Origin of the sequence: Shinella sp. M31 (assembly GCF_049199205.1) — a bacterium.
GTDB lineage: Bacteria > Pseudomonadota > Alphaproteobacteria > Rhizobiales > Rhizobiaceae > Shinella.
Genome location: NZ_JBLZPH010000029.1, coordinates 47,181 through 62,203 on the forward strand (window position 1 = coordinate 47,181; position 15,023 = coordinate 62,203).

Consider the following 15,023-nt stretch of genomic DNA (forward strand, 5'->3'; position numbering starts at 1 on the left):
TGAAGGCTTACTTGCCCTTGCGGCGCTGGCCGAGGCCCATTTCCTTGGCGAGGCGCGAGCGGGCTTCGGCATAGGCCGGAGCGACCATCGGGTAATCGGCCGGCAGGTCCCACTTCTCGCGGTATTCTTCCGGCGTCATGCCATAGTGAGTCATCAGGTGGCGCTTCAGCGACTTGAATTTCTGGCCGTCCTCGAGGCAGATGATGTAGTCGTTCTGCACGGACTTCTTGACCGGAACCGGCGGCTTCGGCTTCTCGGCGACGACGGGCGCTTCGACGGCGGCCGACGGCTGCGTCGTGTTGTTCAGCGCGGCATGCACATCGGCGATCAGGCCCGGCAGTTCGGCAACCGGGACGACATGATTGCCAACATAGGCGGCAACGATGTCGGCCGTCAGCTCCACAAGCAGATTGGAGCTGGTGCCAAGATTTGTTTCAGTCATGTGTTTCTCCTGTCGGACGAACGGAAGGCTGACGTCTCTCTCCATCAGCCGGGGGCATCGAATTTCGCGCAAAGCAACCATTCCGGGAGATCGGGCGAGCAAATCAATATCGACAGACACGCTTCGCCACGAAATACGGACTTTTTGCGTCAATATAACTTTTCTGTATCGCGACCGCCGCACCAGTTAAGTCGGACCCGGTCTCTATACCGGATAAGCGCGAACGCGCCACCAACTCAACTTAAACAGGAAAATCGCATACAAGCTAAATCAACCCGAATGCTTTACTTCACTTGGAATATCATTCCGCAATTCAAAGTCCAGAAATAATTTGAAAATGAAACATGAGAGCTTTGCGCAAGGAAAGAAATCCACCGGAAAGCGCGGGATACTGTAAATTTTAAGGGTAGGCCTCAACGAAATTTCAACGCTTCTTGGCCGCACGTTCGCGCGGCTCGCGCATTTCATCCATCACGGTCAGGCGCGTCAGGCGATAACCGGCCGCATGCGCCGCCTTTGCAACGAGATGCGCGGCCACCGGCGCCGTCAGTACAAAGAAGACGAAGCCCGCAAGCGCGCGGGTGAAAATCGCCACGTCGAGCGAGTGAATGCCTGCGGCCAGCAGCATGAGGCCGGACCCGACCGTGCCGGCCTTCGAGGCCGCATGCATGCGGGTATAGACATCCGGCAGGCGCACGAGGCCGAGTGCCGCGAGAAAGGTGAAGACGCCGCCCGCGACGAGCATGACGGCCACGACGAGCGCGAGGAGAAGGTTCAGCATCAGTGCAGCCTCCGCGCATGGCCGCCGCTGCGGCGCGTCCTGTTGCCGGCCGGCGCCTCGTCCGGCGCACCCGCCTCGCCGGGCTGCATGCCACGGTGCAGCACGAAGCGGGCGAAGGCGACGGTGGCGAGGAAACCGACGAGGCCGAGCGCGATGGCGATGTCGATATAGAGGTTGAAGCCCGTTCGGATCGCGATGACCGCGATGAAGCCGATCGCGATGGCGGTCAACATGTCGAGCGCGACGATGCGGTCCGGCAGGGTCGGCCCCTTGATGACGCGCCAGGCGGCGAGGAAGAAGGCGGCGGCCATCAGGAAGAGCGCGATGGCGCAGGCGCCGGAAATGATCGTTTCAGCAGCCATCAGCGAAAGGCCTCCAATATCTTCCTCTCGAAACCATTGGCGATATCGCGCCGCGTGCCGGCCGGATCGGAGCAGTCGATGGCATGCACATAAAGCAGCTTGCGATCCTCCGAGACATCGACGGAGAGCGTGCCCGGCGTCAGCGTAATGAGATTGGCAAGCAGCGTGATTTCGAAATCCCGGTCGACCGTCAGCGGAAAGGCGAAAATGCCGGGTTTCAGGTTCATCTTCGGGCTGGCCACGAGCACCGCAACCTTCCAGGCCGAAAGCGCCAACTCCTTGAAGAAGAGAAGAAGCAGCGACAGCGCTTTCAGCGGCCGGAAGCGCCGGCCATCCGGCTGGATGTGGCCTCGGATGAGGAGGAGCGACAGCGCGCTCGCCACAATGCCGAGCAGCAGGTTGGGAAGGGTGAAGCTGCCGGAGACGGCAAGCCAGACCAGCGTGAAGACGGCGATGATGACGGCGGGCCGCATGTCACTTCCCCCCCGGAAAGACGGAACCGATATAGGCGCTGGGATCGGCAAGGCCCTGCGCGGCCTGCTGGACGAGCGCCATCACCCGCTCCGGGAACAGGCCGAAAGCCACCGTCAGCGCGGTCAAGAGGACGAGCGGCAGCAGCGCGCCGACGGGCATGGTCTGCATCGGCAGCGCCGCCGGCGCGGGGCGCCAATAGGCGAGCGCGAAGACGCGGCCGAGCGCAATGGTGATGAGGAAGCCGGTGGCGAGCACCGCCGCCGCCAGCCACCAGGCGCCGATATCGATCGCCGCCTTGGCCACCATGACCTTCGGCCAGAAGCCGGAGAATGGCGGCAGGCCGGCGGCCGAGAAGAACAACACCAGCGACAGCGCGGAAAACAGCGCCGAACGGCCATAGAGCCCGCCAAGCGCATTGAGATCGAAGGCGCCGGCCAGCCGTCCCGCCATCCCCGCTGCCATGTAGAGTGCGGTCATCACCACCATGGAATGCAGCGCGTAGAAGATCGCGCCGCCGATGCCGCCCGGACTGCCGAGCGACAGGCCCGCCAGCATGACGCCGATGCCCGAAATCACGACATAACCGATGAGCCGGCGGATATCGCTTTGGCCGAGCGCGCCGAGCGCCCCGAAGAGCATGGTGGCGACGCCGACGAGCACGACGACGAAGCTCAGTTCCTCCCGCTCGACGGGAAACAGCATGACCAGCGTGCGCAGCAGTGCATAGATGCCGACCTTGGTGAGCAGGCCGGCAAACAGCGCCGACACGACGACGCGCGGCGTGTGATAGGAGGCCGGCAGCCAGAAATTCACCGGGAATGCCGCCGCCTTCATGCCGAAGGCGAGAAAGTAGAGCGTGGCCAGCGTCATCAGCGGCAGTTCGGCGCGGCCGGCCGCGGCCTTCCTGGCGATATCGGCCATGTTGAGCGTGCCGAAGAGGCCGTAGAGATACCCGGTGGTGACGAGGAAGAGCGTCGTCGCGACGAGGTTGAGGAAGGCGTATTTGATCGCGCCGTCGATCTGGCGCGGCTCGGAGCCCAGCGTGATCAGGCCGAAGGAGGCGATCAGCAGCACCTCAAACCAGACATAGAGGTTGAAGATATCGCCCGTCAGGAAGGCGCCGGAGACGCCGGCCATCAACAGCAGCAGGAACGGATAGAAGCCGTAGCGCCGTCCGCTCGCATCGATATCGGCGAGCGCATGCACGCCGCCGGCAAAGGCGACGACCGCGCCGGTGAGCGCAAAGAGCGCACCCGTCAGATCGGCGGTGAAGGCGATGCCGAAGGGCGGCAGCCAGCGGCCCATCACCATCGTCACCGGGCCGTTTGCGGCGACATGGGCGAGCAGCAGCGCATCGATCACCACGAGCACGGCGAGCGCGGGAATGGCGATCAGCGCCTGCAGACGCAGCGATTTGCGCAGCATCAGGAGCAAAGCGCCGGTGAGGATGCACCAGGCGGGCGGCAGCACGACCAGCCAGTCGGCGGTGGGAACCGGCGTCAGGACGAGGGCTGCGGAAAGATCGGCGGGATTTGCGGCCATTGGCGGGGCGGTTCCTGTCAGTAGCCGGTCGGCGGAAGGGGATCGTCGTCCGGCTCCGCCAGGCGCATTTCGTTGCCGTTGTCGGTGCCGAGATCCTGGTAGGCGCGGTAGACCAGCACCAGCAGGAAAGCGAAGAAGGAGAAGGAAATGACGATGGCCGTGAGGATCAGCGCCTGCGGCAGCGGATTGGCCGTCAGCGTCACCGGCACGTCATGGCCCTGCGGAATGATCGGCGGCACCTCGCGCAGGATGCGGCCGTTGGTGAAGAGCAGCAGGTTCACGCCATTGCCGAGCAGCACGACGCCGAGCAGCACGCGGACCAGGAATTTCGACAGCATCAGATAGACGGCGGCGGCGAAGAACAGGCCGATCAAAAGGACGAAGGGAAACTCCATCAGACGTCGTCCCCCGCTTCCAGCGCCAACGCAATCGAGGTGATCGCGCCGACTACGACGAGATAGACGCCGGTATCGAACAGCATCACGGAGGAGAGCGGGATCTCGACGCCGAGCACAGTCGGAGTGACCCAGAGCCCCGTCATGAACGGCACGCCGAAGACGGCCGAGAGCAGGCCGGCAATACAGGCGATGAACAGCCCGAAGGCCGAAATCGCCATCGGGTGAAACCACAGCGCCCGGCGCACGGCCGCGATGCCGTTGGCAATGCCGAAGATCGCCAGCGCCGACACGGCAATGAGCCCGCCGATGAAGCCCCCGCCCGGCTCGTTATGGCCGCGCAACAGCACGAAGAGGGAGAAGAGCGCCATCAGGGCGGTGAGGAAAGGAGCGACGGTGCGGAAGATGAGGGTGTTCATGCGCCGGCCCTCCCCTTGCGGATGCGGATGATCGAGAGGATCGCGAGACCCGTGACCATCACCACGGCGATTTCGCCCAGCGTGTCGGTGCCGCGGAAATCGACGATGATGACATTCACCACATTGGCGCCGTGCGCGATCGTCTTCGAATAGAGATTGAAGAAATCCGTCAGCGCCGTATCGAAGCGGCCCTGCGTGACCTTCAGGAGATAGAGCGCGAAGCCGAGGCCGCAGGCGATGGCAATCACCGCATCGGGAAGCTTTTCCCGCAGCGGCCGGTGGTCGCGCGGCGTGAGCTCCAGGCGCGTCATGACCAGAGCGAGGATGACGACCGAAAGCGTCTCGATCATGAACTGGGTGAAGGCGAGATCCGGCGCGCCGAACAGCAGGAAGAGCAAGGCGACGCAGAAACCCTGGATGCCCAGCGCCACGATGGCGGTGAGGCGGTTGCTGGCGGTCAGCACGGCGCCGATGCCGAGCACGGCGAGCAGCATCACCGCCAGTTCATGGAACTGCATGCCGGCCGGCCAGACCGGCAGGCGCGGCCATTCACCATAGACCATCTGCGGAACCAGCAGCGCCAGCGCGACCACCGCGAAGGTGGCGGTCATGTAGATTTCCATGCGGCCCGGCTGGAGAAGCCGGCTGATGGCGGCGGCGGCGCGCACGAGGCCGGTCATCGCCTGGTCGAAGCCGCGATCCGGCCCCCAGCCGATATCCTCGATCAGCCGGTTCGCCGCGTCCCGCGCCCGGTCCAGCATCAGGAAGACGCCGATGCCGAAGGCGACCGTCACAAGCGACAGGCCGAAGGCGAGGCTGAGATGCGGCATCGCCGAAATGCTGATGGTCTGCGGCACGCCCGATATGGCGGAGGCGAGCGGCGAGGTCAGTAGAGCGTGGGTGATGGCGGAGAACAGGCCGATGACAAGGCCCTTCACCGCCAGCAGCGTCGGGCCGATCCAGAGAAGAGCGGGACCTTCATGGGCATGTTTCGGCGTCTCAACGGGTGCGCCGAGGAAGGGTTTCAGCGCCACGGCGAAGGCGACCGCAAACATCAAGCCGTTGCCGATGACGGCGGCGACCGTGAAGGCGATCTGCCGAAGATTCCCGCCCGCCAGGGCGGCATAGACCTCTTCCTTGGCGAGGAACCCGAAGAACGGCGGCAGGCCGCCCATCGAAAGCGCGGCGAGAAGGGCGGCAAGGAAAGTGACGGGCATGGCGCGCCTGAGGCCACCGAGTTTCGTGATGTCGCGCGTGCCGGTCTCGTGGTCGATCAGGCCGGCGACCATGAAGAGCGCGCCCTTGAACAGCGAATGGGCGACGAGATAGAGCGCGGCGGCGGCCAGCGCATGCTCCGAGCCGAAGCCCGTCAGCATGACGAGCAGGCCGAGCGACGCTACCGTCGTATAGGCCAGCATCAGCTTGAGATCGGTCTGGCGGATGGCGAGCACAGACCCCACGAGCAAAGTGAGCCCGCCGACGGCCGGCAGGATGGTTTCCCAGGCGGGCGTCGCGCCCATCACCGGGTTGAGCCGCATCAGCAGATAGACGCCGGCCTTCACCATGGTCGCCGAATGCAGATAGGCCGAGACCGGCGTCGGCGCCTCCATGGCGTTCGGCAGCCAGAAATGGAAGGGAAACTGCGCCGACTTGGTGAAGGCGCCGCCGAGCACCAGGAAGAGGATGGCGAGATAATAGGGGCTGGTGCGCAGTTCCGGCCCGAAGGACATCAGCAGCGAAAACTGCGTGACGTCGGTGACATCCCACAGCAGCAGCAGGCCCGCCAGCAGGAACAACCCGCCGCCGCCCGTGACGATCAGCGCCTGAAGGGCGGCGCGGCGCGAAGCCTCGCGCGCATTGTCGAAGCCGATCAGCAGGAAGGAGGTGATCGAGGTCAGCTCCCAGAAGACGAAGAGCATCAAAAAACTGTCTGACGCGACGAGGCCGAGCATCGAACCCATGAACATCAGGATGAAGGAGAAGAACCGTCCCTGATGCGCATGCCCCTTCAGATAGCCGCCGGCATAGAGCACGATCAGCGTGCCGATGCCGGAAATCAGCAGCAGGAAGGCGAGCGACAGGCCGTCGATCAGCCAGGAGAAGCTGACATTGTAGGACGGCACCCAGACATAGCCGCCGGTGACAATCTCGCCGGCGGCGATTTTTCCGTTGAAGCCGAGGAAATGCAGGAAGACGGCGAAGGGCACGAGCGCCAGCGGCCAGGCGGCATGATGGCCGAGAAGCCGCGTCAGGGCGGGCGCGATCAGCGCACCGATGAACGGCAGGCAGAAGGCGAGGAAGGTCAAGCCCATCGTGTCCGCTGTCATGCCCCTCCCCTCATAGGCGGGCTTGGCCCGTCCTTGGTATTTCAAAAAATCAGAGCGCCTTTTCTACGTCGGTCAAACCGAAATCACCACCCTTGAACAGCAAGGGCGCGGCGTTTTCACTCAGTTTTCATCGCCATCGCCACCCGGCACGCGGAGCCTGACCCGGGGGAAATAGGTGCGATAGCGCGCGGCATCGCGGGTGATCAGCGTCAGGTCCGCGACAGCGGCATGGGCACCGATGAAGAAATCGGGCAGAACGCCGGTGCGGCTGCCCCCGGCGCGGCGATAGGCCTGAAAAACCTTGCCGGCAAGAAAGAGCGCTTCCTTCGGAATCGGCACGTGATCCAGTTCCGCAAGAGCGATCATGCCGTCGAGATCGGCGATATCGCCATAGCGCACCGACAGTTCCGCATAAATGACGTCATTGATGGCAAGCGGGCCGAGCAGCGCAGCGGCCTCCAGCGTCGCGGCGGACCAATCGGCCCATTGCGGATCGCCGGTGACGAGGTCGAGCAGCACGTTGGTGTCGACCAGGAACATCTCAGTCGTCGCTGCGTGTGAGCGCCATGATCTCGTCGGTCGTCATGCCGGCACCGGCATGACCGCGCAACTGTTCGAAGCGACTGACCGGCCGGTTTTTGCCCAGCGGCACGACAATCACCTTGCCGTCCCCCGCACGCCGGAACTCGACCTTGCTGCCGGGGCCGATCCCGAGAAAATCGCGCACGGCCTTGGGGATCGTCACCTGCCCCTTGCTCGTCACCGTCGTGCCCATGTCATCCTCGGTAATACTATTTTGGAAACAGGTATTACCTTAACGAAAAATGGCCGTGACAGCCAGCCCTCTTCTCCACGGAGCCGATTGTCTTCCCCCGCCCCGCATCCTATCTATGTGCCAACAGGAGGACGTCATGAGCGACACGACGACGTTGAAGGTCAACAAGACCAAGGAAGAGTGGCGGGCGATACTGACGCCGGAACAGTTCCGCATCACGCGCGAACATGGCACCGAGCGCGCCTTTTCCAGCCCGGATTTCGATCTCGCCAAGAAGGGCACCTACCGCTGCATCTGCTGCAACGCGCCGCTCTACCGTTCGGAGGCGAAGTTCAATTCCGGCACCGGCTGGCCGAGCTTCTACCAGCCCATCGCGCCGGGTGCCGTGACGGACCATTCGGACCGTTCCTACGGCATGACGCGCACCGAAATCCGCTGCGCGGATTGCGACGCCCATCTCGGCCACGTCTTCCCCGACGGCCCGCCGCCGACGGGCCTGCGCTATTGCATGAACGGTGTTGCGCTGAGCTTCGATCCCGACTGATCGTCCAGGGCCGATCGACATTCAGCCCATAACTGGCCTGCAAATGGCGCTTTTGCGTGCTTCCGGTGCTCACGTACGTTCAGTACGCTGCGCTCCGGGTCACGCAAAACCACCATTTTCGACTCAACCTGGGCCGAATGTCGATCGGCCCTCGGCCGTCATTTGGAGAGCTTCAGCTCCATGCAGGCCAGGTCCAGCCAGCGGCCGAACTTGATGCCGACCTCGCTGAAGCGGCCGACCATGTGAAACCCCATCTGCTCATGCAGTTTGATCGAGGCGGCGTTCTCCGCCTCGATACAGCCGACCATGACATGGATGCCGTTGAAGGTCGCACGCTCGATCAGTGCCTTCATCAGCTTGCGCCCGCTGCCGGTGCGGCGCACATCGCTCCGCACATAGACGGAGTGCTCCACCGTATGGCGAAAACCGTCGAAAGCGCGCCAGTCGCCATAGGAGGCGTAGCCGATCACCTGCTTTCCGCGCACCGCGACGAGGATGGGAAAACCGCGCTCTCGGCGGGCGGCAAACCAGGCCTTGCGATTGTCGAGATCGACCACCGCCTCGTTCCAGATCGCGGTGGTGTTGGCGACGGCATCGTTGTAGATGTCGAGAATGCCGGGGAGGTCCGCTTCCACGGCGTCGCGTATCGTTATGTCCATGGTGGTTCCCCCCTTGTTTGCCTTCGCTTACAGGAGGAGCGGGAAACCTGTCCAGTCATGTGTTGTCATGGTCGATGAAACCGTGACGCTGGACCGTCATGAACGCATAGGCATTCAAGGGGTTTTTCGTGCGGCGTTTGCTTCTTTCCATTTTTCTTCTCTTCGTCCCGACCGTCGCCCTTGCGGCCGGCTGGGAGCCCTATGTCAACGGCCGCTTCGGCTATGCCGTGGAGATCCCGCCGGGTTTTGCGCTGTCCAACGAGGCCGACAACGGCGATGGCCGCACCTATGCCAATGGGGGTGCGACACTGGCCGTCTGGGGCCACTATCTCGCGGCCGGCCCCTTCGAGCTCGATGTCGCCGAGCGGCGCGCGACCTACAAGCAGGAGGGTTGGGATTTGAGCTATGACCGGCAGAAGGCCGGCTGGGCGAGCCTTTCGGGCACGCGCGGCGACCGCATCCTCTATCACCGCACCATTCGGCTCTGTGATGACGCCGTGGCGTCCTTCGTGCTGGAATATCCCGTATCGATGAAAGCGGAAATCTCGCCCTTCGTCGGCAAGCTGGTGAAATCGCTGCATCCGGCGGAAGGCTGCACCACCGCGCAGGGCGCCGCCCCCGCCGCGCAATAACCCGATTAGGGATCGCTCAGGCGCCGGGGCCGGCCAACACAACACTGGTGACGACGGCGGAATAGTGCACGGCGGCGGCGGCAACGACGAAGCCGTGCCAGATGGCGTTCTGGAAGCGCAGCTTTTCCCAGACATGGAAGATCACGCCGACGGAATATAGCACGCCACCGGCGACGATCAGCACCAGCGTGGCGATCGGCAGATGCGTGGCAAGCGGTCCGGCGGCGAAGACGCCGCTCCAGCCCATGGCGAGATAGATGAGGATCGCCAGCCGGTCATAACGGCCGGGAAACAGGAATTTCAGCGCCACGCCCGCCGCCGCCATCACCCAGATGAAGACCAGCATGCTGGCGAGCAGGGGATCGTCCATGCCGCGTTGCAGGAAGGGCGTGTAGGTGGCGGCGATCAGAACGAAAATCGCCGAATGGTCGAAGCGGCGCAGATGCCATTTGACCTTCGAGACCGGCCAGAGATTGTAGGCGAAGGAGGTGGCAAGCGCCACGACGAGGCCGACGCCATAGACCCAGGCGGCCGCCAGCTGCCCGCTCGTCGCCCAGACCGTGGCGTAGAAGATCAGCGCCGTGACGCCGATCAGCGCGAAAACCACGCCGACGCCATGCACGATGCCATCGGCGATCACCTCCGACCGGTCATAGGTCCACTTGACGCCCTTGATTTCCACGCTGGCCTTCCCTGTTTTGTCCGTCAGCCTAAGGTGGCGTGTTTGACGTTCTGAAACAAGGCCTTCGGTGGCCCCGGCGGATCACGAAAGGTTGCCGTTTCTTACGCCTGTGCGATGCAGTCCCCGCAAAGAGCGGCATGCGGCACGGCAGCGAGACGCGCTGGCGCGACAGGGTTGCCGCATTTGGCGCAGGTGCCGAAGGTGCCGGCAGCGATACGATCGAGAGCCGCGTCTATGGCCTTCAGCTCCTTGAGACCGGTCGAGCCGAACTCCTCCAGCACCTCGTCGTTCTCACGCTCGATGGCGCGGTCGGCACTGTCGCCGCTTTTCAGCGTTTCGAGATCGGTCTCGATCCTGTTCAGGCGATGGTAGAGTTCGCGCTTGCGGGTGAGAAGAATGTCCTTGTAGTCAGCCAGGTCCGTCACGATTGCCGTCTCCCTTGTTGGAAAGCCTGCGGCGAACATGGCATCCGCATTGTCAAACGGCATTGATCGGAATCAAGCTTGCAGGCATGCGTCGTCAACGCTGCGTTGACAGTAAATCGCCGAAACGTCCTCTTTCGTGAACGCGGCGCGTCCGCCATATTCACCCCAACACAGCGGTTTCCGAGGGAAACCGATTATAGGATGGATATCATGACGGACCTCGACAGACGCACGTTCCTCGGCGCAGCCGCCGCCGGCATCGCCGTCGCCAAGGCCGGCCCCACGCACGCGGAGACCGCCTCTATGACTGATGCAACGACCAAGACCCACGCCGTCGACATGCCGGCTTTCGTCGATCACTCGCACCTGACGGTGATCGACCTGCCGACGACCTCGGCCTTCTACCAGAAGGTCATGGGTCTCAGCGTGCTCGACACCTCGGCGTCGGGCGAAACGCTCGGCGTTGCCGGCCGGCCGCTCCTGACGTTGACGACGGGCAGCAATGCCGCACGCGCGCCGCGCAATGCGCCCGGCCTCTTCCACACCGCCTTCCTCGTGCCCAACCGCAAGGAGCTCGGCCGCTGGCTGGCGCATGCCGCGCACAACAATGTCCAGCTCACCGGCGCGTCCGATCACCTCGTCAGCGAGGCGATCTATCTCGACGATCCCGAGGGCAACGGCATCGAGATCTACCGCGACCGCGACCGGTCCGAATGGACCTATGTGCCCGACGGCACGGTGAAGATGGCGACGAACCGGCTCGACTTGCAGGCGCTTTACGACGAGGCCCCGAAGGACGGCTGGACGCATCAGGAAAACGGCACGGTCATCGGCCATATCCACCTGCAGGTCTCCGACATTCCGGAAGCCAACGCCTTCTTCAACGGTGTGCTCAGCCTCGACATCATGACGAGCTATCCGGGCGCGAGCTTCTTCGCCACCGGCAAATACCACCACCATGTGGCGGCCAATGTCTGGAATTCCCGCGGCCAGCCGAAGCGCCAGACCGGCATGACGGGCCTTGCCGACTACACGATCCGCTTCAACGACAAGGCCAAGCTCGACGCCGCCGTCGCGAAGCTGGACGAACTTGCGCTGGCGACCACCCGCTCGGGTGACACGGTCTCGCTGGTCGATCCCTGGGGGATCGGACTGAAGCTTTCAGCGTGAGGCTGCGCTCGAAGCCGTCGTTTAAGGCTCGGTGCCTAGATTTTCGCTGCCGGCCTGCTGGACGGCAGCTATGGCGCCTCAGGCGCGACAATCGCGAAGCTTTCACCAACCATCACGATCAGCGACGCGGCTCCGTAGAACTTGATGTGCTGAACCGCCAGCTTCCTGCAAACAGGATCATTGTTGATCCGATGGGTGCATAAGCGTCGCCATCCTTCATGCGAGAGCGCGATCTTTTCAGCCGCGAAGATACCTAGCCCCGTCGCGCGCCGAATTTTCTTGATAAGCTCCGGCCACGACGCCCTCTCTCGATAGAGAGCCTAGGCGATCGATCGAAGTTCTTCAGATATGTCCACGAAGTTGGGCTTCCGTTTGCGAACTGCGAAAAAGCTCAACCTCAAAACGTGCCAGTGTCAACGCGGCTAGTCATACAAATAATGCGCCGCCCAATCCTCGTGCGGCACCTGGTCGCCGATCTTGTACTTGAAGGCGTTGATCTCCAGGCGGTCGGCGCTGGCTTCGCATTTGTAGGACAGGCGGTACCATTCGCCCTTGCTGCGGAAGACTGCGCCCTTCGTCTTGAAGGTGGTGCCGTCGAGTTTGGGATCGCCGAAGGCGTAGGCGATCACCTTGTCGGGACGGAAGCCGTCCTTGGCCGCGCCGATCTTGTCCATCGCCTCCATGTCGCAGCGCTGCTCCAACCGTTCTTCCGGCGCCAACTTCTCCAGCTGACCGCGCACGCGGGCATCGATGGCGAGCGCCGGTGAGGCCAGCGTCAGGGTGCAGAGGGCGATGAGAAGCCCCGATACCTGCTGTTTCAAAGGTGTCACTCCTCTTCGTGCCGTCATTTGCGACGTCTTAATTCGGGGTTAACGCGCAATATGTCGATTTGACGACACCCCGCAACCCACCTGCGGTTTCAACGGCAGATGCTGATGGAACTTCATGACTTTCCGCGCGTTCATGCTCGGAATTGGGGAACACATCATGCATGACATGTCGGCAAAGCCGTCCGAACGGCGCCTCCTGAGCACTGGCCTCGACCTCGAAAAGGATCTTGTGGAAGACGCGCCGCGCCGCCGTGGCCTCGACCTGGCGAGCAGCTGGGCCGTCATCGGCATCTTCTTCATCATGGCCATGGGCGTCGTCTATCTTATGGCGCCGATCCTCATTCCGCTGTGTCTCGCCGTCGTCACCGGCCTGATTTTCGGGGTGGCCGCGGAAAAGCTGAACGAGTTCGGCATTCCGCCCCTACCGACCGCCCTGCTTCTGGCCGGCGCCTTCGGCACCGGCCTCTTCCTCGTCGCAGGTGTTCTGGCCGATCCCATCGCCCAGCTTGCCTCCAATGCGCCGGACCTGGTGCGTGGCGCCTATGACCGCATCACGCCGATATTCTCGCGCCTCGGCTGGCTCAGCATCCGTCCCGAAACGTTCCAGTCGGGCCAGATGTCGATGGACAAGGTGCTGGAAAACACCGGCAGCATCCTGAGCATCGTCTCCGCCAGCCTGACGCCCGCGCTGCTGCAGGGCATGATCTTCTTTGCCGCGCTCGTGCTCTTCCTCTCCGCCCGGCTGAAGCTGCGCCAGATGATCATCATGGGCTTTCCGCGCCGCAGCCAGCGGCTCACCACCATCCGCATCATGAATGCCATCGACAGCGCGCTCGGCTATTATTTCGCCACCGCCGCCCTGGTCTATTGCGGGCTCGGCGTCGTCACCACGCTCATCACCTGGGGCGGCGGCCTCGCCATGCCGGCGCTGTGGGGGATGTTTGCCTTCATCTCCAGCTTCGTGCCCTTCCTCGGCGTCACGCTGATGACGATCGCGCTCGCCGCTGCCGGCCTGCTGACCCACGAGACGGTCATGATGGGCCTCTTGCCGGCGCTCGCCTTCTTCGTCGTGCATCTCGCCATGGAGAACCTCGTCATGCCCGCCGTGATGGGCAAGCGGCTGGAGGTCAATGCCTTCATCATTTTCACCGCCATCATCTTCTGGACGTGGATGTGGGGTGCCGCCGGCGCCATGCTGGCGCTTCCGCTTTCCATCATCGGCATGACCATCGCCGACGAACTGCGCCCCGCCAAGCGCAAGGCAAAGCGCGTCCTGCCGGGCTGAAGGGCTTGCGCGTGAACATTATACATTCTATGATATTGTATAATGTTTGCGCCGGAGCCACCCTTGTCCAAAGCTGAATCCCGAACAGCTGACGCCATGGCCGCGCAGGCGGCCGACGTCGCGGGCCTCTTGAAGACGCTCGCCCATCCGGCCCGGCTCATGCTGGTCTGTACGCTCGTCGAAGGCGAATTTTCCGTCGGCGCGCTGGAGACGGCGCTTGACCTGCACCAGCCCAGCCTGTCGCAGCAGCTCAACGTGCTGCGCGAGGCCGGCATCGTCGAGACGCGGCGCGACGGCAAACAGATCTTTTACCGCCTGACCGGGGAGAAGGCCGCCCAACTCGTCGCCGCCCTGCGTGGCATCTTCTGCGCGGAGCCCTCCACGACATGACCTATCTTCCCTCGCTGCTCGGCGGCATGCTGATCGGCCTTTCCGCCTTTCTGCTGCTCGCCCTCAACGGCCGCGTCGCCGGCATCAGCGGCATTGTAGGCCGTCTGGCGCAGGGCGCGAATATCGCCCTCAATGCGAGCTTCGTTGCCGGCCTGCTCGCCGGCCCCCTGCTCTATCGCCTGTTTTCCGGCGGCTGGCCGGCGATGACCGTCACCACGCCGCTGCCGCTTATCGCCCTTGCCGGCCTGCTTGTCGGCTTCGGCACGCGCATGGGCTCGGGCTGCACCAGCGGGCACGGCGTCGTCGGCCTTGCCCGGCTGTCGCCCCGCGCCTTTGCCGCCGTCGCAAGCTTCCTCATCGCCGGCATTCTCGCCGTGACCGTTTTGAGAGGTTTCGGCCTGTGACCCGTTCCCTTCCGAAAATGCTCGCCGCGCTGGTCTCCGGCGCCGTCTTCGGCCTCGGCCTTGCGCTCTCCGGCATGCTCGATCCCGCCCGCGTGCAAGGCTTTCTGGATATTACGGGCGCGTGGGATCCGAGCCTCGCCTTCGTGCTCGGCGGCGCCGTCGGCGTTATGTTTCTCGGTCTGCGGCTGATCGCCCGCCTCAAGCGCCCGGCCTTCGACGCACGGTTCCATCTGCCGGAGAACCGCGTGATCGACCGGCGGCTGGTGCTTGGCTCGGCGCTCTTCGGCATCGGCTGGGGCATCGGCGGCTTCTGCCCCGGTCCGGGCATTGCCGGCCTGTCGCTCGGCGGCATCGAACCGCTGCTCTTCGTCGCCTTCATGCTGGCCGGTATGATCCTGCACGACCAGGTCTTCCTTCACCGCGCTGGCAGAGGAGACAACCTTACGGCTTGATGCGGACGGCGGGGCTCTCTATCTCTGGTGTCC

General features: G+C 63.7%; 21 protein-coding genes. 7 read left to right on the forward strand and 14 right to left on the reverse strand.

The annotated features are described in order from the left end of the window. Window positions 1-7: 7 nt before the first annotated feature. From ACOZKU_RS04940 to ACOZKU_RS04985, 10 genes are all read right to left on the reverse strand, one after another. A complete protein-coding gene (locus ACOZKU_RS04940) occupies window positions 8-442 on the reverse strand; it encodes a MucR family transcriptional regulator (protein ID WP_314087514.1) in 435 nt (144 codons plus the stop codon). A gap of 424 nt (window positions 443-866) precedes the next feature. Continuing rightward, window positions 867-1,223, reverse strand: coding sequence for a monovalent cation/H(+) antiporter subunit G (gene mnhG / locus ACOZKU_RS04945; protein ID WP_421577908.1), 357 nt, complete (start codon window positions 1,221-1,223; stop codon window positions 867-869). Further along, a complete protein-coding gene (locus tag ACOZKU_RS04950; protein WP_421577946.1) occupies window positions 1,223-1,588 on the reverse strand; it encodes a cation:proton antiporter in 366 nt (121 codons plus the stop codon). Before ACOZKU_RS04950 ends, mnhG begins: the two co-directional genes overlap by 1 nt. Continuing rightward, window positions 1,585-2,058 carry a Na+/H+ antiporter subunit E gene (locus ACOZKU_RS04955; RefSeq protein WP_421577909.1) on the reverse strand — a complete coding sequence of 158 codons (474 nt, stop codon included), beginning with the start codon at window positions 2,056-2,058 and terminating at the stop codon, window positions 1,585-1,587. Before ACOZKU_RS04955 ends, ACOZKU_RS04950 begins: the two co-directional genes overlap by 4 nt. A 1-nt stretch (window position 2,059) precedes the next feature. Beyond that, a complete protein-coding gene (locus tag ACOZKU_RS04960) occupies window positions 2,060-3,601 on the reverse strand; it encodes a Na+/H+ antiporter subunit D (protein WP_421577910.1) in 1,542 nt (513 codons plus the stop codon). Between the two features lie 17 nt (window positions 3,602-3,618). Beyond that, complete coding sequence (locus tag ACOZKU_RS04965) at window positions 3,619-3,996, reverse strand: Na+/H+ antiporter subunit C (protein WP_314087505.1); 378 nt, start codon at window positions 3,994-3,996, stop codon at window positions 3,619-3,621. Next, entirely contained in the window at window positions 3,996-4,415 is a 420-nt protein-coding gene (locus tag ACOZKU_RS04970; RefSeq protein ID WP_421577911.1) for a Na(+)/H(+) antiporter subunit B, read from the reverse strand. Before ACOZKU_RS04970 ends, ACOZKU_RS04965 begins: the two co-directional genes overlap by 1 nt. After that, window positions 4,412-6,742 (reverse strand): putative monovalent cation/H+ antiporter subunit A, encoded by a 2,331-nt coding sequence (locus ACOZKU_RS04975; RefSeq protein ID WP_421577912.1) that lies wholly within the window; start codon window positions 6,740-6,742, stop codon window positions 4,412-4,414. The genes ACOZKU_RS04970 and ACOZKU_RS04975 overlap by 4 nt, the downstream gene beginning before the upstream one ends. A gap of 120 nt (window positions 6,743-6,862) precedes the next feature. Beyond that, window positions 6,863-7,282 carry a type II toxin-antitoxin system VapC family toxin gene (locus ACOZKU_RS04980; RefSeq protein ID WP_421577913.1) on the reverse strand — a complete coding sequence of 140 codons (420 nt, stop codon included), beginning with the start codon at window positions 7,280-7,282 and terminating at the stop codon, window positions 6,863-6,865. Window position 7,283: 1 nt separating this feature from the next. Further along, window positions 7,284-7,517 carry an AbrB/MazE/SpoVT family DNA-binding domain-containing protein gene (locus ACOZKU_RS04985; protein ID WP_421577914.1) on the reverse strand — a complete coding sequence of 78 codons (234 nt, stop codon included), beginning with the start codon at window positions 7,515-7,517 and terminating at the stop codon, window positions 7,284-7,286. Window positions 7,518-7,653: 136 nt separating this feature from the next. On the opposite strand from ACOZKU_RS04985, the gene msrB reads away from it, so the two are divergent. Continuing rightward, window positions 7,654-8,061 carry a peptide-methionine (R)-S-oxide reductase MsrB gene (gene msrB / locus ACOZKU_RS04990; protein WP_421577915.1) on the forward strand — a complete coding sequence of 136 codons (408 nt, stop codon included), beginning with the start codon at window positions 7,654-7,656 and terminating at the stop codon, window positions 8,059-8,061. A 158-nt stretch (window positions 8,062-8,219) separates the two neighbouring features. Here the strand turns inward: msrB and ACOZKU_RS04995 are convergent, their stop codons facing one another. Continuing rightward, a complete protein-coding gene (locus tag ACOZKU_RS04995; RefSeq protein ID WP_314087497.1) occupies window positions 8,220-8,720 on the reverse strand; it encodes a GNAT family N-acetyltransferase in 501 nt (166 codons plus the stop codon). Window positions 8,721-8,848: 128 nt separating this feature from the next. On the opposite strand from ACOZKU_RS04995, the gene ACOZKU_RS05000 reads away from it, so the two are divergent. Further along, a complete protein-coding gene (locus ACOZKU_RS05000; protein WP_421577916.1) occupies window positions 8,849-9,352 on the forward strand; it encodes a hypothetical protein in 504 nt (167 codons plus the stop codon). Window positions 9,353-9,368: 16 nt separating this feature from the next. Here ACOZKU_RS05000 and trhA read toward each other — a convergent pair whose 3' ends face one another. Together trhA and ACOZKU_RS05010 are read right to left on the reverse strand one after the other, a co-directional pair. Next, window positions 9,369-10,034, reverse strand: coding sequence for a PAQR family membrane homeostasis protein TrhA (trhA, locus tag ACOZKU_RS05005; protein WP_421577917.1), 666 nt, complete (start codon window positions 10,032-10,034; stop codon window positions 9,369-9,371). A 101-nt stretch (window positions 10,035-10,135) separates the two neighbouring features. Further along, a complete protein-coding gene (locus tag ACOZKU_RS05010) occupies window positions 10,136-10,459 on the reverse strand; it encodes a TraR/DksA family transcriptional regulator (RefSeq protein WP_421577918.1) in 324 nt (107 codons plus the stop codon). A gap of 303 nt (window positions 10,460-10,762) precedes the next feature. On the opposite strand from ACOZKU_RS05010, the gene ACOZKU_RS05015 reads away from it, so the two are divergent. Then, window positions 10,763-11,629 carry a VOC family protein gene (locus ACOZKU_RS05015; protein ID WP_421577948.1) on the forward strand — a complete coding sequence of 289 codons (867 nt, stop codon included), beginning with the start codon at window positions 10,763-10,765 and terminating at the stop codon, window positions 11,627-11,629. 422 nt (window positions 11,630-12,051) lie between these two features. Here the strand turns inward: ACOZKU_RS05015 and ACOZKU_RS05020 are convergent, their stop codons facing one another. Continuing rightward, on the reverse strand, window positions 12,052-12,450 hold the full coding sequence (locus ACOZKU_RS05020) for a DUF930 domain-containing protein (protein ID WP_421577919.1): 399 nt from the start codon (window positions 12,448-12,450) through the stop codon (window positions 12,052-12,054). 166 nt (window positions 12,451-12,616) lie between these two features. Between ACOZKU_RS05020 and ACOZKU_RS05025 the strand changes: the two genes are divergently transcribed. The 4 genes from ACOZKU_RS05025 (at window position 12,617) to ACOZKU_RS05040 (ending at window position 14,990) form a co-directional block, all read left to right on the forward strand. Continuing rightward, on the forward strand, window positions 12,617-13,744 hold the full coding sequence (locus ACOZKU_RS05025; protein ID WP_421577920.1) for an AI-2E family transporter: 1,128 nt from the start codon (window positions 12,617-12,619) through the stop codon (window positions 13,742-13,744). Between the two features lie 96 nt (window positions 13,745-13,840). After that, window positions 13,841-14,134 (forward strand): sulfite-sensing transcriptional repressor BigR, encoded by a 294-nt coding sequence (gene bigR / locus ACOZKU_RS05030; protein ID WP_421577949.1) that lies wholly within the window; start codon window positions 13,841-13,843, stop codon window positions 14,132-14,134. Then, window positions 14,131-14,538: a YeeE/YedE family protein gene (locus tag ACOZKU_RS05035; RefSeq protein ID WP_421577921.1), complete on the forward strand. Its 408-nt coding sequence runs from the start codon at window positions 14,131-14,133 to the stop codon at window positions 14,536-14,538. The genes bigR and ACOZKU_RS05035 overlap by 4 nt, the downstream gene beginning before the upstream one ends. After that, window positions 14,535-14,990, forward strand: a complete 456-nt coding sequence (locus ACOZKU_RS05040; protein WP_421577922.1) for a DUF6691 family protein — start codon at window positions 14,535-14,537, stop codon at window positions 14,988-14,990. The genes ACOZKU_RS05035 and ACOZKU_RS05040 overlap by 4 nt, the downstream gene beginning before the upstream one ends. The last annotated feature ends 33 nt before the right edge of the window (window positions 14,991-15,023 follow it).